The 21,317-nt window shown below is 36.3% G+C and carries 20 protein-coding genes; 6 read left to right on the top strand and 14 right to left on the bottom strand.

Translation table 11 applies throughout. The features are described from left to right. Positions 1 to 34: 34 nt before the first annotated feature. The 3 genes from ACJRPK_RS01130 to ACJRPK_RS01140 all read right to left on the bottom strand — a co-directional run bounded on the left by ACJRPK_RS01130 (position 35) and on the right by ACJRPK_RS01140 (position 2,745). Complete coding sequence (locus ACJRPK_RS01130) at positions 35 to 1,417, bottom strand: hypothetical protein (RefSeq protein WP_407138042.1); 1,383 nt, start codon at positions 1,415 to 1,417, stop codon at positions 35 to 37. Between the two features lie 69 nt (positions 1,418 to 1,486). After that, positions 1,487 to 1,846, bottom strand: coding sequence for a YraN family protein (locus ACJRPK_RS01135; protein ID WP_407138043.1), 360 nt, complete (start codon positions 1,844 to 1,846; stop codon positions 1,487 to 1,489). 2 nt (positions 1,847 to 1,848) lie between these two features. After that, positions 1,849 to 2,745, bottom strand: a complete 897-nt coding sequence (locus ACJRPK_RS01140) for an LD-carboxypeptidase (protein WP_407138044.1) — start codon at positions 2,743 to 2,745, stop codon at positions 1,849 to 1,851. A gap of 102 nt (positions 2,746 to 2,847) precedes the next feature. Here ACJRPK_RS01140 and ACJRPK_RS01145 point away from each other — a divergent pair, with 102 nt between their 5' ends. From ACJRPK_RS01145 to metG, 3 genes are all read left to right on the top strand, one after another. Further along, positions 2,848 to 4,341 (top strand): DUF1800 family protein, encoded by a 1,494-nt coding sequence (locus tag ACJRPK_RS01145; protein WP_407138045.1) that lies wholly within the window; start codon positions 2,848 to 2,850, stop codon positions 4,339 to 4,341. 12 nt (positions 4,342 to 4,353) lie between these two features. Further along, positions 4,354 to 5,970 (top strand): DUF1501 domain-containing protein, encoded by a 1,617-nt coding sequence (locus ACJRPK_RS01150; RefSeq protein ID WP_407138046.1) that lies wholly within the window; start codon positions 4,354 to 4,356, stop codon positions 5,968 to 5,970. 98 nt (positions 5,971 to 6,068) lie between these two features. After that, positions 6,069 to 8,135, top strand: a complete 2,067-nt coding sequence (gene metG / locus ACJRPK_RS01155; RefSeq protein WP_407138047.1) for a methionine--tRNA ligase — start codon at positions 6,069 to 6,071, stop codon at positions 8,133 to 8,135. A gap of 60 nt (positions 8,136 to 8,195) precedes the next feature. Here the strand turns inward: metG and ACJRPK_RS01160 are convergent, their stop codons facing one another. The 4 genes from ACJRPK_RS01160 to ACJRPK_RS01175 all read right to left on the bottom strand — a co-directional run bounded on the left by ACJRPK_RS01160 (position 8,196) and on the right by ACJRPK_RS01175 (position 12,038). Beyond that, positions 8,196 to 9,107: a bifunctional metallophosphatase/5'-nucleotidase gene (locus ACJRPK_RS01160; protein WP_407138048.1), complete on the bottom strand. Its 912-nt coding sequence runs from the start codon at positions 9,105 to 9,107 to the stop codon at positions 8,196 to 8,198. After that, positions 9,097 to 9,855, bottom strand: a complete 759-nt coding sequence (locus ACJRPK_RS01165) for a 5'-nucleotidase C-terminal domain-containing protein (RefSeq protein WP_407138049.1) — start codon at positions 9,853 to 9,855, stop codon at positions 9,097 to 9,099. The genes ACJRPK_RS01160 and ACJRPK_RS01165 overlap by 11 nt, the downstream gene beginning before the upstream one ends. Positions 9,856 to 9,885: 30 nt before the next feature. Beyond that, positions 9,886 to 10,962, bottom strand: a complete 1,077-nt coding sequence (locus ACJRPK_RS01170) for an isoaspartyl peptidase/L-asparaginase family protein (protein ID WP_407138050.1) — start codon at positions 10,960 to 10,962, stop codon at positions 9,886 to 9,888. A gap of 101 nt (positions 10,963 to 11,063) precedes the next feature. Beyond that, the gene (locus tag ACJRPK_RS01175; RefSeq protein WP_407138051.1) at positions 11,064 to 12,038 is read right to left on the bottom strand and encodes a toll/interleukin-1 receptor domain-containing protein; all 975 of its coding nucleotides are present in this window, start codon (positions 12,036 to 12,038) and stop codon (positions 11,064 to 11,066) included. Between the two features lie 165 nt (positions 12,039 to 12,203). Between ACJRPK_RS01175 and ACJRPK_RS01180 the strand changes: the two genes are divergently transcribed. Further along, positions 12,204 to 13,277 carry a PA0069 family radical SAM protein gene (locus tag ACJRPK_RS01180; RefSeq protein ID WP_407138052.1) on the top strand — a complete coding sequence of 358 codons (1,074 nt, stop codon included), beginning with the start codon at positions 12,204 to 12,206 and terminating at the stop codon, positions 13,275 to 13,277. A gap of 2 nt (positions 13,278 to 13,279) precedes the next feature. Here ACJRPK_RS01180 and ACJRPK_RS01185 read toward each other — a convergent pair whose 3' ends face one another. The 4 genes from ACJRPK_RS01185 to ACJRPK_RS01200 form a co-directional block, all read right to left on the bottom strand. Next, entirely contained in the window at positions 13,280 to 13,933 is a 654-nt protein-coding gene (locus ACJRPK_RS01185; protein ID WP_407138053.1) for an HD domain-containing protein, read from the bottom strand. Positions 13,934 to 13,940: 7 nt separating this feature from the next. Next, on the bottom strand, positions 13,941 to 14,942 hold the full coding sequence (locus tag ACJRPK_RS01190) for an acyl-ACP desaturase (protein ID WP_407138054.1): 1,002 nt from the start codon (positions 14,940 to 14,942) through the stop codon (positions 13,941 to 13,943). A gap of 12 nt (positions 14,943 to 14,954) precedes the next feature. Continuing rightward, positions 14,955 to 15,698 (bottom strand): lysophospholipid acyltransferase family protein, encoded by a 744-nt coding sequence (locus ACJRPK_RS01195; protein ID WP_407138055.1) that lies wholly within the window; start codon positions 15,696 to 15,698, stop codon positions 14,955 to 14,957. A 439-nt stretch (positions 15,699 to 16,137) separates the two neighbouring features. Beyond that, a complete protein-coding gene (locus tag ACJRPK_RS01200; protein WP_407138056.1) occupies positions 16,138 to 16,548 on the bottom strand; it encodes a BrxA/BrxB family bacilliredoxin in 411 nt (136 codons plus the stop codon). Positions 16,549 to 16,747: 199 nt separating this feature from the next. Between ACJRPK_RS01200 and ACJRPK_RS01205 the strand changes: the two genes are divergently transcribed. After that, the gene (locus ACJRPK_RS01205) at positions 16,748 to 17,479 is read left to right on the top strand and encodes a TerB family tellurite resistance protein (RefSeq protein ID WP_407138057.1); all 732 of its coding nucleotides are present in this window, start codon (positions 16,748 to 16,750) and stop codon (positions 17,477 to 17,479) included. A gap of 4 nt (positions 17,480 to 17,483) precedes the next feature. Here the strand turns inward: ACJRPK_RS01205 and ACJRPK_RS01210 are convergent, their stop codons facing one another. The 3 genes from ACJRPK_RS01210 to crtD are packed head-to-tail and all read right to left on the bottom strand — an operon-like array spanning position 17,484 to position 20,795. Beyond that, complete coding sequence (locus ACJRPK_RS01210; protein WP_407138058.1) at positions 17,484 to 18,632, bottom strand: lycopene cyclase family protein; 1,149 nt, start codon at positions 18,630 to 18,632, stop codon at positions 17,484 to 17,486. Further along, positions 18,629 to 19,267, bottom strand: a complete 639-nt coding sequence (locus ACJRPK_RS01215) for a carotenoid biosynthesis protein (RefSeq protein WP_407138059.1) — start codon at positions 19,265 to 19,267, stop codon at positions 18,629 to 18,631. The genes ACJRPK_RS01210 and ACJRPK_RS01215 overlap by 4 nt, the downstream gene beginning before the upstream one ends. Before the next feature lie 46 nt (positions 19,268 to 19,313). After that, positions 19,314 to 20,795 (bottom strand): 1-hydroxycarotenoid 3,4-desaturase CrtD, encoded by a 1,482-nt coding sequence (gene crtD / locus ACJRPK_RS01220; RefSeq protein WP_407138060.1) that lies wholly within the window; start codon positions 20,793 to 20,795, stop codon positions 19,314 to 19,316. A gap of 84 nt (positions 20,796 to 20,879) precedes the next feature. On the opposite strand from crtD, the gene ACJRPK_RS01225 reads away from it, so the two are divergent. After that, positions 20,880 to 21,293: a hypothetical protein gene (locus tag ACJRPK_RS01225; protein ID WP_407138061.1), complete on the top strand. Its 414-nt coding sequence runs from the start codon at positions 20,880 to 20,882 to the stop codon at positions 21,291 to 21,293. Positions 21,294 to 21,317: the final 24 nt, after the last annotated feature.

A 21,317-nucleotide genomic window follows, 5' to 3' on the forward strand; every position in this document is an offset into this window, starting at 1 on the left:
CAACAGATTTTGATATTCAATCCTTGTAAAGAAATTATTTTCTGCCTAATAAGTTAATTTCTTGGTCATTTAAAAATGAGTTCATTCTTAAATCATTTATACTACTTTTTTTATTCTTCAAAGCAGGGTTGGTAAATCTAAAAACTTCAGATGTTGTATCTTGACTGTCGTCTTCAACTGCATTATTCTTAAAGAAATCGGTATATGGGATCCAACCTTTAGTTAAAGAGGTTCTTTCATATTCCAACGTTTCTAGATCGAACTCAGGATATGAAATAAATAATTCAGTTGGGTATTCTGGCATTCCACTAAAATCCTGCTCATTACTATTGAAAGTTAAAATGTTAATAGAATTCAATGAAGAATTAAGATCGTTTCTCCACACTGAAATTTTTGTGTCATATTCTTGATTTGTTTCGAATTCAAATGCATGAAAATTACTATTGATTAACATAAAATCAGAATTTAAGGCAGGAACATTTATATTCTTTGGTGATAATGTAGAATAATTGTATGAATAACTCAAATCCTTTTCAGGATCAGAAGTTCGAATTGCGATTATGTAATTACTAAAAGCATCAAGTAGCTCTAAATTATCAGATATCCTCGGTTTAATTTCTACACCATTATTAGTGATAAAAGTTGAACTATCCCGATGATCAGCTCTCAAATTTTTAGTATAAACATAACCATCATTAGGCAAATTCACTTGAATCGAAGAATCAAATGGTAGTAAATCATTTCCGTTTACAGTAAGAAGATCCCCGTCTTTTATTCCCTCCAAAAGCATATATTTTGAAGGTTGTGATTCAAAATGAATAGTCAACATAAATATATCATTCTCGACCATCGAAATAGTAGAAAAATCTATAGAAGAAAGGTCTTCACTTATTGCATTTGTTAAATGACCTTTATTATTTGAGAGAGCATAATCAGTCCATCCTGAGATGTTTTCTACTTGAAGATTAAAAAGCACTCTATTTGCCTGATTCCCTGAATCTGAATTAGCTACCACTCCACCTAAATTCCACACTGCATCTTTTTCAATATTGTGATAACTATCCGCAATATTGACGTTTAAAGAATTTGAACCTCCATTGACAAATCTAGTAACCGTAAATTTATCTAACACTTCAGTTTTCTTAGCTTTAAAAACATATTGCGAATCATTCTTAATCTTTCTATAATCGATCAATCTACCGTCCTCATCGTTAATAATAATATATCCCGATTTATAAAAACCATTTTCTTGCCAATATTTCTTGACATTAAGTGTAAAAAATATGATACTATCATTTATTACCTCTTCTCCGGTTTTAGGATTTTCAGGATTTGGCTCTGGATTACCGCTATCGTCTTTTGAACAGCTAATACCTGCAAGCAAGACTAATAAAAGTAAAGTGTAATAAATTTTCATATTTAATTGGTTTTATTTGGTGGCTAAAATAGAAAAAATAAGCATAAATAATTTAAGTAGCATACGTAATTAAAAATGATAAAAAGCATCTTCCAGATGTTCGAGGTTGGTGCCCGCTTTGTTTTTTATAATAGAAATAATATCAAAACGAACCTCCATATCCAAATCATTAGTGTTGATGTAATGGTCAATTGCTTTTACCAACGATTGTATTTGTTTTGGTTTTACAAATTCATGGGGGTTACCAAACTCGGGCGTACTCCGAGTTTTAACCTCAACTACCACTACTGTGTTTTTACTTTGAGCTACAATATCAATCTCAGCTTTCTGATATCGGTAATTGGTTTCCAAAACTGCGTAACCCTTCTTTTGCAAAAATGCAATAGCCATTTTTTCTCCTTCTTTTCCTAATTCATTATGACCTGCCATAGTTACACATACTTTAGGGTTACTTCTGTACTTGAAGCTTTTAGGGTAGCTTTTGCACCGAACAACAGCGTTCGGTTATCCTCTATATGCCCAAAAGGAAAATCAAAAACTACAGGGAAATCGTAATCCCTTACTGCATTAAGGATAATTTGTTTCGCACCTTTTCCAAACGGAATGGTATTGTCATGCATTTTAGTCATGCCGCCAACAATGAGTCCGGATAAACCCTCGAATATCCCGCTTCGTTTTAAACTCTGACACATACGATCTACATGATACAAATATTCATCCAAATCTTCAATACATAATATTTTCCCTTTTGTGTTCATTACCGATACTGATCCACTTAAAGAATATAAAATAGACAAGTTTCCTCCTATCAATTGACCAGTAGCATCTCCAATTCTATTTTCTTTTGAAGCAGCTATCTTGCATTCAGAATACTTTCCAAATATTATATTTTGAAAGTTTTGATAAGCTTCTTTGGTAGTATTCATATAGTCCATTACCAGTGGGGCATGAAGCGTAGCGTATCCCAACGTATGCAAGTGAGAATGTAAAATTGTAACATCAGAATAGCCGGCTATCCATTTAGGTTGTTTTATAAAATTGGTGAAATCAAGAGCATCGATAATACGAACCGTACCATAGCCTCCACGGGCACACCAGATCATTTTGATTTCGGGATTGTCCAGCATGTTTTGGAAATCCTGAATTCGATCCTCATCTGATCCTGCAAATTGATTACATTCCAAGTCAATCGTTGGACCAAGTATAGGCTGTAAGCCCCAAGATTGCAGCTTACCTAAAGCGGGCTCAATATCCCGTTTGTCGATCTTTCTTGCCGTTGAAAGGACACCAACTTTATCTCCTTTATTTAAAAAATCTGGTAAAATCATTTAATTTTAGTTACTTTAGGATACTAATTAACAAAGAGTTTCGTTCATAGCAATTATATAATTGTTATTTTATATTAACCTACAACCCCAAAGCTGTAGCTCATGATCAATGATATCACCTGTAATCTGGCCAGTTTGGATCCATATATCCCTACGGCTTCAAACCCTTGGAATGTCCAAAAAATTCATCATTTGTATCGAAGAATTGCTTTTGGTGCTTCAAAATCAGAAGTAACTGCCGCGTTATCACAAAACGATCCATCCGCGTTGGTGGATCAATTAATCGATGATGCTATAAGCCTTTTACCTACAACTGCTCCTGCCTGGGGATACTGGGTAAACGAAGATTTTGAAAATGCACCGGAGAAAACCGGATTCTACCGAAAAGAAGGAAAAAAGACTATGGTACGCGATATCCTCCAAAATAAAGTGCGTGACCGAATGACACTTTTTTGGAGTAATCATTTTGTTACTGAAGATGATGTGATCGGAAGTCCCGCCTACCAGTATCAATATTATAACTTACTACAATATCATGCTGTTCGTAATTTTCGGGATTTTGTATATGATGTAGGGATTTCGGCTCCGATGCTGGTTTACTTAAACGGAGACGAAAACACTAAAGGGAGGCCGAATGAAAATTATGCCAGAGAATTGTATGAGTTGTTTACGCTTGGCGTAGACAATGGTTACACAGAAGATGATATCATTCAAACTGCAAAAGCCCTTACAGGTTGGGTAGAAAAAAATGATGTAGGTGGAGGACCCATTACTTTTAATGCAGCTAAATTTAGTAACGATACAAAAACGATTTTTGGTCAAACAGGTAATTGGGGATATGATGATGTAATTAATATTTTATTCACGCAACGAACAGAATTGATTGCCAAATTTATTTGCGGCAAATTGTATCGCTATTTTGTAAGTCCAACATCTAGTGAGGTGATTGTTGACGCTATGGCACAAATATTAATCACCTCTAATTTTGATATTGCTCCGGTCCTTAGAGAGCTTTTTAAAAGTGAACATTTCTTTAATGAGGAAGCAATAGGAGTCATTATAAAAAGTCCCTGTGATTTACATCCATCATTTTATAATGAAGTTAGTTTCACATTGACTACCCAAACAGATTTGGAGGATTATTATGTAAACACTTTTAAGGTTTTAGGACAAGATGTGCTCAATCCCTACGATGTTGCCGGTTGGCAAGGAGATGAGGATTGGATTAGTCCCGATCTACTCATAGGACGATGGGAAAGCATTCGATATGTTAGCAACAGAGCGTGGAATCATGATCAAAATCAGTTTAGTGATTTTTTAATTGGACTGCCTATTGGAGCACTCGCTGATGGAACGTTAACGGCAAGCACCGACGACGTAGAATTAGTAGTACGAACCATTACTAACTATTTTTTTAGTCGTGGTATTACCGATCCTGTAATATTTACCGAAGCCTTAGGTATTTTTAAGGGCGACAGTGTTCCTGAAAATTATTATGAAGATGGTACCTGGACGTTAAGCTATCCCGATGTTGCCAATCAACTCTATACCCTACTTGATTATATTGCAGAGATTCCAGAATTTCAATTAAAATAACCTACTCCCACCATGTGCACACCCAACTATAACCCAAATATTAGAAAAAAAGGAACTTGCAATCCAGAAGATCATAAACCCTGGAATCGTAGATCTTTTTTACAAGCTTTAGGTTTGGCCGGAGGCGGATCTATTATGATGGCTAATACAGCCATGTCTGTTTCTAAACCCTCACCTTTAACGATGGCGCTAAGTCAGGTAGAAAACGATAATATCCTTATCCTTTGCCGCCTTAGTGGTGGGAACGACGGCTTTAATACCATTATTCCGGTATATGACTATGACGTATATGCAAATGCTCGTCCATTGATTAAAATACCACCTAGTGAATTTATCAACTTGGAAAAAGATAAATTTGCCATGCCTAAACCCATGAATAAATTAGAAAGTCTATGGGGAGATGGTCAGATGAAAGTTGTACATGGCGTAGGGTATGAGGATCCTTCGCTATCTCATTTTCAAGGATCAGATATTTGGGCCAACACTAATTTTGTTAATGAAGATGATCGAAGTGGTTGGATGGGACGCTATTTTCAAGATATATATCCCGATTACATCTTTAATCCACCACCAAGTCCGCCATCTATTCAAATTGGAAGTATTGGTAATTTAATCTTTAAAGGACCTGAAAATGATTTTTCATTTGCGGTATCAAGTCCGACACGCTTGCTTCAGATTGCAGAAAATGGCACCTCTTATGGATTTGATCAATTATCAAACTGTACACATGGTGAGAAAGCAAAATATCTTAGAGAAATAACGAACACAACTTTTAGTTATGCAGAAGTTATAGGTCAAGCTTACGAGAGCTCTGTAGATTTTGGTGGCTATGCAAATGATAGCCTCGGAAGACAATTCAATGTGATCTCACGCCTGATTAAAGGTAATTTGGGAACAAAAGTTTACATGGTTACACTAGGTGGTTTTGACACACATAACAATCAAGTACTTCGTCATCAAGAATTAATGTCCCAGTTTTCTGAAGCTGTAAGTAATTTCTATACAGATTTGAGAGCAGCAGGATGGGATGATAAAGTGCTTACTATGACTATTTCTGAGTTCGGCCGTCGTTTTAATGAAAACGGTTCCTTAGGAACGGATCATGGTACAGCTGCAGCCATGATGTTTTTTGGAACAGGTCTTAATGGCAATGGTTTTGTCGGTGAACATCCGGATCTTACAAATCTTACCCGCGGAGGTAACGTTACAAATACAACCGATTTTAGGCAAGTGTATGCCACTGTTATGAAGGAATGGTTATGTATTGATCCCGCCGTTGCAGGCAAAGCAATCATGGGGGGCGAATTTGAATCGTTAGATTTAGGCTTTAACTGTTCCGGAACTACCCGAAGTCCTTCAGAAAGTGACGGATTTGATCATTTTGTTACTTACGAAGCAGATAGTCAAACCGTAATTAATTTTACAGCTTTAGAAGCAGGACATATAGATGTGGTCCTCTACAATATCGTCGGACAAAAAGTGGCTACCCTAAAAAATGAAATTGTTACCCGAGGGCGACATAAAATAAATGTGAAAGAAGTGGTTGACACACAATTGAGTACCGGACAATATGTGTATCGTATACAAACCAGTAGTTCTAGTTATAGTAAAGCATTATTGATTAATTAATCATCTAATCTACTTTCTGGAAGCACTCGCAACAAAACCTATGTTTAGCTGTTAATCATACAGCATTGTTTAGTACCTTTGTGCCTTATTTTTGAATTATGAGCGCACCAAAGAGATATACCATTACCGCAGCATTACCGTATACTAACGGACCTATTCACATTGGACATTTGGCCGGAGTTTATGTGCCTGCAGATATTTATTCGCGGTACTTACGAATGAATGGAAATGATGTAGCTTTTATCTGTGGTAGCGATGAGCATGGTGCCGCTATCCCAATGCGCGCGAAAAAAGAAGGTGTATCCCCGCAAGTTATTATTGACAAATATCATTCAATCATAAAACAGTCATTCCAAGACTTTGGGATATCATTTGATAATTATTCCCGCACTTCGGCAGAGATTCACCACGAAACAGCTTCAGATTTTTTTAAAAAATTATACGCCGATGGTAAATTTATCGAAGAAACTTCTGAGCAATTGTATGATCCGGAAGCTGATCAGTTTTTAGCAGATCGTTTTGTTACGGGAACCTGTCCAAAGTGTGGTCATGACGAAGCATATGGCGATCAATGTGAAAAATGCGGTAGTTCACTTAATGCTACAGATCTTATTGATCCAAAATCAACCATATCCGGTGCTGTCCCGGTACTTAAGGAAACAAAGCACTGGTTTTTACCCTTAGATCAATATGAAGATTTCTTAAAAGAATGGGTGTTAGAAGGTCATAAGAAGGATTGGAAAACCAACGTATATGGTCAAATCAAGTCTTGGATAGATGATGGACTGCGCCCCAGAGCTGTAACACGTGATTTGGATTGGGGTATTCCGGTTCCTGTGGAGGGAGCGGAAGGAAAAGTGCTCTATGTTTGGTTTGATGCCCCTATAGGATATATTTCCTCTACCAAAGAATGGGCAGCCCGTGAGGGTAAAGACTGGGAGCCTTATTGGAAAGATAAAGACACCAAATTAGTACATTTTATTGGTAAGGATAATATCGTATTTCATTGTATTATCTTTCCGAGTATGTTAAAAGCCGAAGGGAGTTATATTTTACCTGATAACGTACCGGCTAATGAGTTTCTGAACCTTGAGGGCAATAAACTTTCAACCTCAAAAAACTGGGCGGTATGGTTGCACGAGTATTTAGTAGATTTTCCTGAAAAACAAGATGTATTGCGATATGCCTTGACAGCGAATGCACCGGAAACTAAAGATAACGATTTTACATGGAAGGATTTTCAAGCCCGTAATAATAATGAGTTGGTAGCTATTTTTGGAAACTTTATCAACCGTGTTGTGGTGTTAACCAACAAGTACTATGGAGGAGTCGTACCTGAACCTAGTGAATTCTCTGAGATTGACAATCAAACATTAGCTGAATTACAAGCATATCCTGCTGTAATTTCGAGTTCTATTGAACGCTACCGTTTTAGAGAAGCAAGTCAGGAGCTAATGAATGTCGCCCGATTAGGAAATAAGTATCTGGCAGATGAGGAACCATGGAAACTTATAAAAACTGATGAAGCACGAACAAAAACCATAATGTATGTAGCACTGCAAATTGCTTCCGCATTAGCAACATTATCAGAGCCGTTTTTGCCTTTCACTTCAGAAAAATTAAAAAACATACTGCAATTATCCGGTATCTCTGGAGAAAATTCCTGGGATGATATTTCTTCTAAAGAAATTTTACTTCGCTCAGGACATACGATCGGTAAAGGTGAATTGCTTTTTGCAAAAATTGAAGATCAAGAAATACAACAACAATTGGATAAGTTAGAAGCTACAAAGAAAGCTAATGAAGCTGAAAATAAGGTCATAGCTCCCCAAAAAGAAATCACCACATTTGAAGATTTCGCAAAGCTTGATATGCGTGTTGGTACTATTGTCGAAGCAAAAAAAATGCCTAAAGCCAAAAAGCTTTTAGTTCTAAAAGTTGATACCGGTTTAGATACAAGAACAATCGTTTCGGGTATTGCTGAGCATTTTACCCCTGAGGATATTATTGGAAAAAAAGTAACTGTACTTATCAATCTTGCACCAAGAAAACTACGCGGCGTAGAAAGTGAAGGTATGATACTTATGACAGAAACTCCTGAAGGTACGTTGGTATTTGTCAACCCGGATGAAGCTAATGTCAATCCTGGTGCTACAATTAATTAAGAGCAATATAACCCAATAAAAAATGCCACTTAAACAGTAAATTTAAGTGGCATTTTTTATTTAAACTACGATAGTTCTGCCTGTGGAAGAAACTTTTTCTTTATCATCAAAATAAAAATCTATCTGTCCCATATACACCCCACTTTTACCGCATTGATTGATCAACACCGCTTGACCGGCAGCGTTCCGTATTTGAACAGGAGTCGGTAGTACAGTATGCGTATGACCTCCTATGATTAGGTCTATGTTTTGTGTTGCTTTTGCCAAAACCAAATCAGATACCTTATCGCTTTTGTAAGAATACCCTAAATGAGAAAGACAAATAATTAAATCACAACCTTGTTCATGCTTCAAAACAGAGACGATATCCTGAGAAATTTCGATAGGATCAAGATACCTTGTCTCTTTATATAGCTTTTTGCTTACCAGTCCTTCAAGTTCCACTCCGAGACCAAAAATCCCTATTTTGATTCCTTCTTTTTCAATAATTCGATAGGGTTTAACAAATTCTGATAAATCTGTTTTTGCGAAATCGTAGTTTGCTAAAACAAAGTCAAACGTAGCGTGTGGCATCTGAGCTAGTAGTCCGCTAATTCCATTGTCAAAATCATGATTTCCTATGGTGGCGACATCATATTTCAATTTTGACATTAACTTAAACTCTAATTCACCTCCGTAAAAATTAAAATAAGGAGTCCCTTGAAAAATATCCCCTGCGTCGAGAAGCAACGTATTCGGATTTTCTTTACGCACCTGATCGATTAAGGATGCTCTGCGTGCAAAACCACCTAAACCAGGATATTTATAATGATTATCTGGTAGCGGATCTATTTGACTATGCACATCGTTCGTATGCAGGATTGTAATTTTTTTAGTTTTGGAAGCTTCGCAGGAACTTAACCCCAATCCGCCAATACTGACTAATGCCGAGGCAGCAGCCATTTGTTTTACAAAAACTCTTCTATTTTGCATATTGTATTCTTTTATCCAAAACGGTAATCAAAGTATCTTTTTTAGTGAAGTAATCGATTAATGCATTGCGCAATTTATACTCTGTACTAAAAAAAGTATCTGCTTCTTTGAAAAATATCATATTATCACCTCCATCTTTCAAATAATCTGAAGTTAACACATTGTATTTTCTATCCTCTTTTAAAGATTTGCTATTTACTAAAAGTTCTTTAATGCGTTTTGAATCTTTATCAAATACTAACTTTAAATTCGATGTAGGGTGGGCACTTTCTTTTTCCATGACATATTTGATCAGTTCCATTACTCCTTTGTAATCTAGCTGAACCACTACGAGCTCGTTTTCGAATGGCATTACTTCAAAAGCGGTTCTCGCAGTAACGTTACCTTTGAGAATCGGTGCACGTAATCCACCATGATTGAGCATTACAAAATCAATCTCGTCATTATATCGTTTTTTAAATACAGGCTGAACTTGCTCAAGCGAGAGGTCGGCAATCAAGTTTCCTAAACTACTCTCCAATTCGCCATCAAATTTCGTTATATCCATGGTGGCTATACTTAGCGAAGCATCCAGTGTAGCATTTAGATGTTTGCGGTAGGGTTTGATAAATGAATCAACCTCTATATCGGTCACCAAGGTGCTATCCACCTGATGTTGAATTCCATGCACCTTGCTTACTACGGACTTATTTTGTGTACAAGATAAGCTCGTTAAAGCTAAAAGCCCAACGTAAAAAAAATATCTCATTAACTATTTAAAAATTAGTGATAGCCTGGGCTATTCGTTTTCTTTATAAATTCCCACGGTTAATTCTCCGCTCGCATTCATTGCAGCCCTATACATTCCAGCGGTATTAAACTCCATCGCCACATTCCCTTTATTATCAATAGCAATGATACCGCCATCACCACCTAAATCAGCAACTTTTTTTTGTATAACAAGTTCTGACGCCTCTTTTAATGATAACCCTTTGTATTCCATCAGTGCAGAGATATCATGTGCTACCATCGCACGGATAAAATATTCTCCCCAACCCGTACTGGAAACTGCACAGGTAGCATTATTGGCGTATGTACCGGCTCCAATAATTGGTGCATCACCAATTCGGTTCCATTTTTTATTGGTTATTCCACCCGTAGAAGTCCCCGCAGCTAAGTTGCCCTGCTTATCCAAAGCCGCACATCCTACGGTTCCAAATTTTGAATCCTTAATATCAATATCGTAGAAGGCTGTGGTCTTGTTAGCTTCCTTGTTTTTAATTTTTTCTTTTACGCGTTCCAGTGATTTCATACGCTCTTCTGTATAAAAATACTTTGGATCCACAATTTCCAAATTCCGTTCCTTAGCAAATTGTTCAGCCCCTTTACCTGAAAGCATCACATGTGGTGAATTTTTCATTACTTCGATAGCTAAATTAATTGGGTTTTTCACAGTAGTTACTCCGGCCACTGCCCCTGCGTCCAAATTGCTTCCGTCCATGATTGACGCGTCAAGTTCATTAGTGCTATCATTTGTAAAAACAGCGCCTTTTCCGGCATTAAATAAAGGTGAATCTTCCAGGACGTTAATAGTTTTTTGAACAGCTTCCATACTTGTACCGCCATTTTTTAAAATGTCATGTCCAACTTTGATTGCCTCTTCTAATTTTGCTTTATAGGCAGCTTCTTTTTCGGCTGTCATATTTTCTTTTAAGATAGTACCTGCACCACCATGTAGTACAATCCCAAAATTATCAGTAACTGCAGTTACTTCTTCCTCTTTTTCAGAGGTTTTTATCGCCTGTTCTTCCTTTTTTGGCTCATTTTGACAAGACAAAATTAAGAAACTAAAAACGCAGATTATGATCTTTTTCATCTTATTGGTTGGTATTAAATTGTTGTTTAGTAATGAAAATGATACGTTATTTAAATGCTACTGTCCTATCCATACAAGATTTCTCAGACACCTATCGGATGTTATACCCTGCTATAATCAATCAGCGCAATTCTTCCTTTAAAATAACGAAAGGTTAAATGTAAAGAATTTCCCTCATTATCTTCTAACCTGATGGCCTTATTTAACTTGAAAACAAAAGGTTGTTCTACACCACCCTCAATTGCTATATTGTCTGCAAACAACTGTAATGAGCCCTCGGCATTTATCAAAGGCTGGATAGAAGAAGCCATTCCCGGTAAACTTCCTGATTTATAAAATGTCATTGACGCCATGGTGGTTGAGTTTTGAACTTCAACCTTAATATCTACTTTTGGATCAACATTATATAATATCTCACTAGGATGTAGGGAATGTGCAATTAGTACTGTATAACTGTCTTTTGTACGTATGATAAAATGAGCCAATCCTTTATCATCGGTATGGCTTTCAAGATATGTGGCATTGTTAGCTACTAATACAATATGGCATCCTCTTAGTGGCGATCCTTTAGTATCCACCGTTTTGATAGTAAATATAAAAGGTTTAGGATTAATAAAAGTTGTTAGCTTGGACCATTTCTTACTTAAGAACGTTTGCTCTTTTGATATTTTTTTCTCGATCAAATCTACTAACTGATCCGGTGTTTTATTACGTAAATCAATATAACCTACCGTATTAAGTATTCCCGGAATTGCTGTACTATCAAATCTTGCCGGTAATATATACTCTCTACTCTCTTGAAATGCTCTTGCCTGCATAGACACTCTCTCATGATTAGTCCATAGCTTTTCATTATACGCCTTTGATATAAAGAGAAGTGTAAAACGAGCTTTGTTTTGATAAATTTCTGAAAGGTAATTATAGAGGTTCTTACCCCAGAGATTTGCTTCTTCAAACATATCATAAAAAACTCTAATATTTCTCTTCTGCAGTTCGGATGCAACTTGTTCTACGTACTTGCGATCCTCTCCCGCAAACGATAGTGCGATATCATATATATAATCATCCTTCCTCATCACTCCACACATTTGTATACACGCCTAAGATTTTAAGAATTTTCCTACTTGGATATGTAGTCCAATCTTACTTATACAAAAATACTTTGTTTATTTGGAATTATTCCATTTTTACTGGGAATTATTCCAACAAAAGTTTTACTTTTAAACCGTAATTATAGCAATATGAAAGCACACGAAAGACTAAAGGGAAGGGGCGCTCAAGACCCTATTGACAACCGTTTTGAAAGTTTGAGTCATGAGTTGAGATCAGATTTTTTGAATTATTGTTTTGCTAACGACGAATCTACTATGTCCAACAAGACTAGCTGTATTGATACATTTCCTAAGACAATTATCAACAAAGTAAATAGTCCTGATCTTGGATTGACATTCTCTCTAAATCCTTACCAAGGCTGCGAACACGGGTGCGTATATTGTTATGCGCGTAATTCACATGAATATTGGGGATACAATGCAGGACTGGATTTTGAAAGTAAAATTCTGATCAAAAAAAATGCACCAGAATTATTGGAAGCAAAGCTAAAAAGTACCTCGTGGAAAGCAGCTCCCATTGTCCTATCGGGAAATACGGATTGCTACCAACCCATTGAAAAGGAATATCAAATCACTCGAAAATTGCTAGAAGTTTTTTGGAAATACCGGCACCCTGTAAGCATAATCACTAAAAATTCATTGATTTTAAGAGATTTAGATCTATTGAATGCTTTACATCAACATCAGCTTGTATCTGTTCACTTATCTATTACTACGCTTGAAGAAGACACCAAAAATATATTAGAACCACGTACGGTAAGTATCAAAAAGCGTCTACAAACATTATCAACGTTGACAGATAATAACATTCCCACACACATTATGATGGCACCTATTATACCTTCAATAAATAGCCACGAAATACTCCCACTTTGTAAAAAGGTATCAGAACTGGGAGCAGACACTATAAATTATACAATCGTTCGATTGAACGGAGCGATCGGTCAGATATTCACAACTTGGCTAGAAAAAACGTTACCCGATCGGAAGGATAAGATTCTGAATCAAATTAAAGAATGTCATAATGGCGCGTTGAATGATAGTGTTTACGGGAGACGCATGAAGGGTGATGGCCAGGTGGCAGATCAAATAGCACAACTTTTTACTATCGCCAGAACACGATATTTCAAAAATAAGAAGAAATCGACTTTAAACACCTCGATGCATCAGTCCTTTAAAAATGGGCAACTTACGTTATTTTGAATTTAAACAACACCATTCCATTCATCATAGAATTGTTTTAGATATCCTTCCATATAAATGTGACGATTATGAGCTAAACGGCTTCCCGTTTCTGTGTTCATTCTATCCTTGAGCAGTAATAGTTTCTCGTAGAAATGGTTAATTGTGGGAGCTTCAGAATTTTTATATTCTTCCTTACTCATACTTAAATTAGGTGCAATTTCAGGATCATATAAACCTCTATTTTTGAATCCCCCGTAATTAAAACATCGCGCAATACCGATGGCACCAATGGCATCTAATCGATCTGCATCCTGTATCACGTCCAATTCTGGTGACTTAAATTGCTGTTTTGTATTTCCACCTTTAAAAGAAATGTTGTTAATGATCTTTACAACGTGATCAATTACTTCGGGAGCTACTTCTAAGGCAGTCAAAAATTCTTTTGCCTTTTGTGGGCCCACGGTTTCATCACCGTTATGGAATTTTGAATCTGCAATATCGTGCAACAATGCACCCAACGCCACGATAAAAGGATCTACATTTTCATCTTTAGCAATCCGTAGTGCATTTTTATAGACACGCTCAATATGAAACCAATCATGACCTCCCTCTGCTCCTATCAATGTTTCTTTGACAAAAGCAACGGTCTGCTCGATTACCTCAGAATGTAACATAATTGAATTATTTCACCAGTGCCGGTTTGACCCATTTAAATTCAAACTCTTCTTCAGGAATCACCAATCGTTCGCTTATTCTTTGCATTCTTGCAGGCAATCGCATTACATAATCTCTGGCTTTTTCAGCCTCATCTGTAAGACCCCCAAGCTTATCAATTTCCCACTTATCGATAAGACGTTGCATAATATCTATATAATCTTGTGAGGTATATACCCCAAGACGTTGCGCTGCATTTGAGAATTCTTCAAAGGCTGTACCAATTGCATTTCCGGATTCTCTTAAGAAAACAGCCGGCATCACAATTTTATGCTTCATCATATCACTAAAAGCAACCATCATCTGACTTGGATCCACCTCAAAAATTTGTTTGACAAATTCGCTATACGCATTAAAATGACGCATCTCATCTCCTGCAATAATTTTACACATTTTTGCCAACGACTTGTTAGAGTACTGTTTTGCCATTTTTGCCACACGGCTGTGTGAAATATTTGTGGCAAGTTCCTGAAAACTAGTATATACAAAGTTTTTATATGGGTCGCGATCCGTACCAATATCAAAACCATCATTGATTAAATGTTGCGTAGTACGCTCTACTTCAATCATATTTACGCGTCCTGATAAGTAGAGATATTTGTTAAGTGTATCGCCATGACGATTTTCTTCACTTGTCCAATATCGAACCCATTTAGACCAGCCGTTTCCGGTTGAACCTTCATGCTGATTAACTCCTTCTACATCCATCAACCACGACTCATAGGTTGGCAAAGCTTCTTCGGTGATGGTATCTCCTACAAGAACCACCCAGAAATCATAAGGCAATTCTTTGGCTAGCTCTCGTAACTCTCTGACTTCTTCAAAAAAAGTATCTTCATTCTGAGAGTTTGGTAAAAAATCTGTTGGTTGCCATACGGTATCAACAGGAATCAAGAACTTATCAATAAACGTTCCGATTTTCTTTTCAAGAAGTTGCATAACTTCTAATCTAATATTATCTATAGCCATAACGCAATTTTTTTAATAATGAACTGCAGCTTTTACCCTGCTTTCTGTTAGTTCAATCACATCTATTACCGATGATGTTCCCATCTCAATAGGTTCTTGAACTTCTAATGTTAAATGAATCCCTATTCCCATTGGAAAATTTCCATATTCTAATAATTTCCAGCTGTTATTGATTGTAACAGGAACGACTAAGGCATCTGGGGCATTTTTTAAAAGAATTTTAAGGCCTGTTTGGGCAAAATCTTTTGGCTTTCCAGTTCTACTTCGTGTTCCTTCAGGAAAAATAACGGCAGCAAAGTTGTTTTCTGATATAAACTTACCAAATTTTGTCAAGGCAGGAAGTGATTGCTTCGGATTTTTGCGATCTATTAACACATTTCCGCCCTTCCTAAGATTATAGGAAATACTTGGAATCCCTTTTCCTAATTCAATTTTAGAAATAAATTTAGGCTTATATTTCCTCAAATACCAAGATAATAAAGGAATATCAAACATACTTTGATGGTTTGATACGATAATCAACGAACGGTTTTTTGGTAAAGTGTGCCTGTTTTTATAGGACACGCGCACCACTAACAAATGAAGACATCGCAATAAAAACAGGTTCATCAAATTCACTGAGCCTCGATGCATTTTTGGCCCACCAACTGTGTAACTAAACCATTGTATAGGATGAAATACAACCAGCGTTAATCCAAAAAACAAATAAAAAATTACAGAAAGCGGATATGAAATAATCCTCTTAACTACTCCCATAAGTAACTTTAAAAATAATGAAAATAATATAATCTAATTCCTTGCAAGGTCTTACATTATTTTTTGTTAGCCAATCTATTTTTACAAAAATTAATTACTAGTTAAGATCTGTTACTATCCTCCGCTTCAATTGTAAAACTCAAGATATTAACTAAAAATTAACTTTTTATATGTTAATTTTTAAATATCTTATGAAGACAATCATTTTATTAACCTAATTCTTAAGAAATGTTAAAAGAAATTCTGAATTTAAAAGGTGTTCAAGTATTGGACAAAAAAGTTATGAGAAAAGTAAATGGTAATGGTGGTACAAATTGCGGATGCGACGGTGGCGGTGGAAATCCAAATTCGGGAGATCCCATTTGTCAAAAGTGCTAAGTTTTAAATAAAAAACCACTTGCTTACACAAGTGGTTTTTCAATACTTTTAGTACCTAAGGTTAACAATGCTCGTTATAAGCGTCTTTCAAATTTTCGGCGATCATCTCTGCAGGTCTGCCTTCAATATGATGACGTTCTAACATGTGAACCAATTCACCATCTTTAAAAAGTGCCATAGATGGAGACGATGGTGGAAACGGTACCATAAATCCACGTGCTTTATCAGTTGCTTCTTTATCAACACCTGCAAAAACAGTCACTAGGTTATCAGGTTTTTTATCGTTTCCTAAAGAGGCTTTAGCTCCTGGTCTTGCATTGGCGGCAGCACATCCACAAACCGAATTCACCACTACTAAGGTAGTTCCCTCTTTTGCTATAGCTTGCTCTACAGCATCTGCTGTATGTAGTTCCTCAAAACCAATTTGGGTCAAATCTTCACGCATTGGTTTAACTAAATCTGCTGGATACATATCTTATTTTTTTCGATTAATTTTTTTTGTAAAGGTACAAATTATGTACCATAGTTTAATCACTGTCATGTAGTCGCAAAACTCTTTGAGATATTACATCGCAATCAAAAAACCGTAGACCTGTATTTTAGATTCGAAGTACCTTAGTAAGTAATATTCTAATAATATCATTTATCTTTACCGCCTTAAAAATAAAAGCATGATCAAATGGTTTGCCGCCGTTGTTGGCTATATACTTTTTAGATTTCCGGGAGCTATTCTTGGATTTCTAGTTGGAAGTTTTATTGAAGCAGCAATGGGTAAGAATAAAATTAGTTTCACCAAAACATTCACTCAAGAACAACAGGTAAGCCCCGGGGATTTTGAACTGAATCTGCTTTCGCTATCATCGATTGTCATTAAAGCAGATGGCTCTATCAATCAAACCGAGTTGGACTATGTTAGACAATACTTTGTTAGCGCCTATGGAAAAGATCGTGCTAATGCGACATTTAAAACTTTTAATGAGGTAATAAAGAACAGAGAAATTTCTGCACAGCGCATTTGCTCCTTTTTGATTCCCAGAACACGCTATGCTTCAAGACTGCAAATTCTTCACTTTTTGTTTGGTATTGCTAATGCAGATGGACGTGTAAGTGAAGCAGAGGCTAACGAAATTCAACGTATCGCAGGTTTCTTACGTGTAGGTTTCAGTGATTTTGAAAGTATAAAAGCCATGTTTTTCAAAACCGCAGATCATGCATATACTATCCTTGAAATTGAAAAATCCGCCACCGATGCCGAGGTAAAAAAAGCCTTTAGAACCATGGCAAAGAAATATCATCCGGACAAAGTGCAACATATGGATGAAGTGCACATCAAGGGAGCTGAAGCCAAATTTAGAGCGGTTCAAAAAGCATATGAAGACATCCAGAAAGAGCGAGGAATGTAAATTTCTAAAATATCTTGTTGGCCCTTCTTATCATTGCTTTTATAAATAATAACGGCGGCATACTACTCATAATCTTCAATTCCTGATATATGTTAGTTTTCTCATCAAGAAATTGAAGAATACGTGTTGCTTTATTTGCTTTAAACAGTTTGGTAAATAATAATGCGCCTTTATCGTTATGCCTTGCTAATACATCCAAGAGTAACAAGTCATACCACCAAAACCTGTTTTTTTTATCAAATTTAGTTAAGTCCTGCGTATGTTTTAAGAACGATACCAGCGCACTCACTTTTCTCGAGCTGTTTTTAAAAGTAAATCCAGTACTTGCCTTTGTCCACCCACCAGCCGTTCCTATGTGAAGTACATTCTTAGTGTTTTTATCCGAAAACGGATAAGAAGTCATCGGGATGCTCCCTTGTTCTATCTCTATAATTTTATATGTTGTTATCCCTTTTTTACTTAAATATTCAGCTATTGCCTCTTCATAAGCTGCCTTAGAGAGCAACTTCTCTGAAAACAAGGTGTATTCAAAAAGTGCCAGCGTGGAACTTATAGGTAATACATACATAAAACGCGTATTACCCTGTTGTGCGACCGAGAAATCCATAAACGTAGCAACTTGATCGTCAAAGCTAGGCTTGTCAACCTTTATATACCAACCTATAAAATGTTGTTGAAGAACCGGATATTTGTCCTGCTTTTTATATTCAAAATCAGGCAAAATACTTGTAAAAACCTTCTGTGCCTGATATGTTACGTTGTTCGTCTTAACTACTACGCTTTTCTCTTGGTCATTAATTGCGAGAATTACTCCGTTTGTGATTTCAATATTCGGGGCAACTTTTAATTTTTCATAGATATAAACGTAAAAACTTTTACTTCTAATAAATTTATAAGTATACGGTGCTATTGCCAAAGATTGTGAGAAATTTTTGCCCGCTACCAAAATTGTGTTCCATTCTTTGGTCACTACTTCGTCCCACACACCCTTTCCTTGCTCCCAAAAACACCAGGTACGATCATTAGCCTGCTTTTTTTCCTTATCCAACAACAAGATTCGTTTATCTTTAAAAAACGCATCATTAGCCATAGCATAGGCAAGCATTAACCCTGATGCTCCAGTACCGGCAATGATATAGTCGTAAGATTTCATAGAAATAGAAAAGTAAGAAAAAATATGGCCATTGCCACATAGGTATGAATAGCTATCGTATAGGAATATGAGCGAATTATTCTCTGAAAGAATATATGAGCTAACAATGCCACACCAAACCAGCCAATGTAATTTTGTAAAGGCACCACTCCATTTCTAAATTCCCAGAAATCAAATCGTGGAGCAGATTGTTCTATCACCAAATCCAACACTACCATAAGCGAAGCTGCTATTAGCGAAGCCGGAATTAGTCTTTGTGTCATTTTTCTGGCTATGGCAGCAGTGCAGTAAGTAAGCGTTGCCCAATTCACGCCAATAATCCATGGAACGCCATATAATTTGGCCCCCAAATTATTTCCATACGCATAATCTCCAAAAATTAATCCGAAATTCACGCCTAATAACTCAGAGATCATTCCCAACCCAAAAGGAATTAGCATCGCGAGAAGCAATAGCGACATTTCTTTATGATTTATAATTAGCAACAAAAGGTTAAGGGATAAAGTGAGAGGGGTTAATGCTAAAAACCAGGTTTCATACCCTAAAATAATTCCAACAATCCCTGAAACATTGAAAAGCCAAACAAAGAATATCGAAATTTTAAGTTTGTACGAAATCAGAGGTTCTATTAGCATCAAGGGTGCAGGTTTAATAAGCAATCTTTATCAATAAATATACAGCCTACAATTTATAATCTTTTTTGATAATATCCGCAGCAATTTTGGCGGACAAGAGACATAAGGGTATGCCGCCTCCCGGATGCACACTCCCCCCACAAAAATAGAGATGTTTTATTTTTTTTGAAAAATTTGGATGTCTTATAAATGCTGCAAACTTATCGTTACTTGCTGCTCCATACAAGGATCCCTGATATGACTGTGTAGTGCTTTCGATAGTAGCAGGATTGAGAATTGCTTCGTGTTCTATGAGAGACTTCATATCAACTTTAAGAATTCTATTTAATTTTGAGATTATATTCTCTTTGGTCTCTGCTATAATTTCATCCCAATCCTGACCTGTATCTCCCGGTGCGTTCACCATGACAAACCAGTTTTCTGAACCCGGCGGAGCATCAGCAGTTTCATGCTTTGAGGTAATATTGACGTAAACCGTAGGGTCATTAGAAATTGCATTATTTTCAAAGATAGCTTCAAATTCTTTTTTATAATCTTTTGCAAAAAAGATATTATGCAAATCCAACTCGGGAAACTGTTTCTTTATTCCCCAATAAAAAATTAAAGCGGAACTTGAACGTTCCTGTTTCAATATTTTTTCAGGAGCTTTGTGTTTTTGTAATAATTTTCTATACGTTGGAACAATATCCATATTAGAAATTATTATATCCGCATTGACAGCTTGGTTGTCAACTACAATACCGTATGCTTTGTTTTTTTGTGTCAGAATTTCTTCAACGAAAGCTGAAAAATGAAATTTGACTCCCAATTCGATTGCCAAATCATATAGGGATTGGGTTATTGCATGCATACCGCCTTTCGGAAAAAATGTGCCAAAATGTTGTTCCAAATGAGGAATCATTGACATAATACCCGGAGTTTTATAAGGAGAAGAACCGTTGTAGGTGGCAAAACGATTAAATAATTGAATTAATTTAGGGTCCTTAAAACTTCTTTCATTATAGTCATTTAACGTCGTATTTACATTAAGTTTTTGTAATTGAAGTACCGACTTTAATGTGTCCATCGATAAGTAAGTGGATACTTTATGTAAAGATTTTTCCAAAAAAAGGGATGCTGTAAGGTTATATTTTAACTGACTCCGCTGAAAATAACGTATCACGCTGGCAGTTTCATCTTTAAAAACCAGAGATGCTTCTTTTGCAAATTTTTCTTTATCAGCAAAAGCGGTGAATTTAACCCCATCATTGTAAAAGTAATTACAAACTACATCTTTCTTCAGGTATGAAAAGTGTTCTTCAGCCTTTTTTCCCGAAAGCTCAAATAGCTCTTCCACAAAATGAGGCATCGTAAATAAAGATGGCCCACAATCAAAACGATACCCACCCAAGCTCATTTGCGACAATTTTCCTCCGGGATAGGTGTTTTGTTCATATACCTCAACGGCTATCCCTAAAGATCGTAATCTAATGGCGCTAGCGATACCTGCGATACCCGCTCCGATTATAATGGCTTTCTTTTTCTGCATACCTTATCCGAAAAAATCCTATCAGTTCTTTCATTATAAGAACTCACGAAGATTTCATATATTTAAGATCAAATCTAAAATATAATGAAACAGTGTCTTCTATTAATAGCATTAATTATGTCTTTTTTAACTATCCAAGCGCAAGACTCGATCCCTGTGACTTCTCCAAGGATAGTAACTAAGATAAAAACAGGTGAATCTGTGAAGCTTAATGACATTACGGTTACTTTTATAAAAGTTACCGAAGATTCCAGATGCCCAATCGGTGTACAGTGTATCACCTCTGGTAAAGCAACTGCTCTTATTCAGATTGAAACCCCTAAAGGGAGTCAGGAAGAAAAACTTTATTTTGGGGTCGACCATATTACTCCACAAACCACTAAACAAATTATCACATCACAGGACCGTCATATAATTGCTTACGATCTTGAACCTTATCCTGTTGCAGATTCTAGTTTGACTGCTGTAAAATATTCCTTACTTGTACTCATCGAATAAGACGAGTGAAGACTCAGGTTTGGA

Source organism: Aquimarina sp. 2-A2 (assembly GCF_045505135.1).
GTDB lineage: Bacteria > Bacteroidota > Bacteroidia > Flavobacteriales > Flavobacteriaceae > Aquimarina > Aquimarina intermedia.

What these genes read in the sequence shown, in the direction of transcription:
- ACJRPK_RS01180 (WP_407138052.1), top strand. Translation starts at nt 12,204, where the DNA reads ATGAAAGCACACGAAAGACTAAAGGGAAGGGGCGCTCAAGACCCTATT.
- ACJRPK_RS01135 (WP_407138043.1), bottom strand. Translation starts at nt 1,846, where the DNA reads ATGGCAGGTCATAATGAATTAGGAAAAGAAGGAGAAAAAATGGCTATT.
- ACJRPK_RS01150 (WP_407138046.1), top strand. Translation starts at nt 4,354, where the DNA reads ATGTGCACACCCAACTATAACCCAAATATTAGAAAAAAAGGAACTTGC.
- crtD (WP_407138060.1), bottom strand. Translation starts at nt 20,795, where the DNA reads ATGCAGAAAAAGAAAGCCATTATAATCGGAGCGGGTATCGCAGGTATC.
- metG (WP_407138047.1), top strand. Translation starts at nt 6,069, where the DNA reads ATGAGCGCACCAAAGAGATATACCATTACCGCAGCATTACCGTATACT.
- ACJRPK_RS01175 (WP_407138051.1), bottom strand. Translation starts at nt 12,038, where the DNA reads ATGAGGAAGGATGATTATATATATGATATCGCACTATCGTTTGCGGGA.
- ACJRPK_RS01225 (WP_407138061.1), top strand. Translation starts at nt 20,880, where the DNA reads ATGAAACAGTGTCTTCTATTAATAGCATTAATTATGTCTTTTTTAACT.
- ACJRPK_RS01160 (WP_407138048.1), bottom strand. Translation starts at nt 9,107, where the DNA reads ATGCAAAATAGAAGAGTTTTTGTAAAACAAATGGCTGCTGCCTCGGCA.
- ACJRPK_RS01185 (WP_407138053.1), bottom strand. Translation starts at nt 13,933, where the DNA reads ATGTTACATTCTGAGGTAATCGAGCAGACCGTTGCTTTTGTCAAAGAA.
- ACJRPK_RS01140 (WP_407138044.1), bottom strand. Translation starts at nt 2,745, where the DNA reads ATGATTTTACCAGATTTTTTAAATAAAGGAGATAAAGTTGGTGTCCTT.
- ACJRPK_RS01145 (WP_407138045.1), top strand. Translation starts at nt 2,848, where the DNA reads ATGATCAATGATATCACCTGTAATCTGGCCAGTTTGGATCCATATATC.
- ACJRPK_RS01170 (WP_407138050.1), bottom strand. Translation starts at nt 10,962, where the DNA reads ATGAAAAAGATCATAATCTGCGTTTTTAGTTTCTTAATTTTGTCTTGT.
- ACJRPK_RS01190 (WP_407138054.1), bottom strand. Translation starts at nt 14,942, where the DNA reads ATGGCTATAGATAATATTAGATTAGAAGTTATGCAACTTCTTGAAAAG.
- ACJRPK_RS01195 (WP_407138055.1), bottom strand. Translation starts at nt 15,698, where the DNA reads ATGGGAGTAGTTAAGAGGATTATTTCATATCCGCTTTCTGTAATTTTT.
- ACJRPK_RS01205 (WP_407138057.1), top strand. Translation starts at nt 16,748, where the DNA reads ATGATCAAATGGTTTGCCGCCGTTGTTGGCTATATACTTTTTAGATTT.
- ACJRPK_RS01210 (WP_407138058.1), bottom strand. Translation starts at nt 18,632, where the DNA reads ATGAAATCTTACGACTATATCATTGCCGGTACTGGAGCATCAGGGTTA.
- ACJRPK_RS01165 (WP_407138049.1), bottom strand. Translation starts at nt 9,855, where the DNA reads ATGAGATATTTTTTTTACGTTGGGCTTTTAGCTTTAACGAGCTTATCT.
- ACJRPK_RS01130 (WP_407138042.1), bottom strand. Translation starts at nt 1,417, where the DNA reads ATGAAAATTTATTACACTTTACTTTTATTAGTCTTGCTTGCAGGTATT.
- ACJRPK_RS01200 (WP_407138056.1), bottom strand. Translation starts at nt 16,548, where the DNA reads ATGTATCCAGCAGATTTAGTTAAACCAATGCGTGAAGATTTGACCCAA.
- ACJRPK_RS01215 (WP_407138059.1), bottom strand. Translation starts at nt 19,267, where the DNA reads ATGCTAATAGAACCTCTGATTTCGTACAAACTTAAAATTTCGATATTC.